Here is an 839-nt window from a genome sequence, read left to right as displayed (position 1 = left end):
CTGCGATCGTGATGTACACGCTTTCGGCGCTAAGTGGCGTAAGCAAAGGCATCCAACTTGTGAGCCGTTACAACATCATCCTGTCGGTACTGCTGATCGGTTACATCCTGTTCTTTGGCCCAACGAGCTTTATTATTGATGGCTATGTGCAAGGCGTAGGCCGCATGGTGGATAACTTCTTCCCGATGGCGCTTTATCGCGGTGACACTGGCTGGTTAAGCTGGTGGACGGTGTTCTTCTGGGGTTGGTTTATTGGTTACGGGCCAATGATGGCAATCTTCATCGCGCGTATTTCGCGTGGCCGTACAATTCGCCAATTGATTTTGTCCATCAGTATTGCTGCGCCGCTGATCACCTGTTTTTGGTTCAGCATCGTGGGCGGTAGCGGTTTAGCATTCGAGCTCGCGAATCCGGGATTGATCTCTTCGGCTTTTGAAGGCTTCAACCTTCCAGCCGTATTGCTTGCAATCACTGGTGAACTGCCATTTCCGATGATCATTTCGGTGCTGTTCTTGATTTTGACCACCACCTTCATCGTTACGACTGGTGACTCGATGACCTACACCATCAGTGTGGTAATGACGGGTTCTGCCGAGCCAAACGCAGTGATTCGCTCGTTTTGGGGATTGATGATGGGCGTTGTGGCTATCGCGCTGATTTCTATGGGTTCAGGCGGTATCACTGCGCTGCAATCCTTCATTGTGATTACTGCGGTCCCTGTATCTTTCATTTTGCTACCTAGCATTTTGAAAGCGCCGGGCATTGCCAATCAAATGGCGACGGATCAAGGTTTGGTTTAAGTCTGGTTTGGATACCCAACCCCATAAATGCAAAGAGCC

1 protein-coding gene is annotated in these 839 nt (G+C 50.2%); it reads left to right on the top strand.

Going from position 1 to position 839, the window contains the following annotated elements; genetic code table 11:
* Positions 1-800 (top strand): BCCT family transporter (locus R7Q48_RS26045; protein ID WP_318133079.1); only part of this gene is annotated, 800 nt, incomplete at its 5' end.
* Positions 801-839 lie beyond the last annotated feature (39 nt).

The sequence above is a fragment of the Vibrio sp. 378 genome, from assembly GCF_033339435.1.
This window is presented reverse-complemented; position numbering and strand designations above follow the sequence as displayed.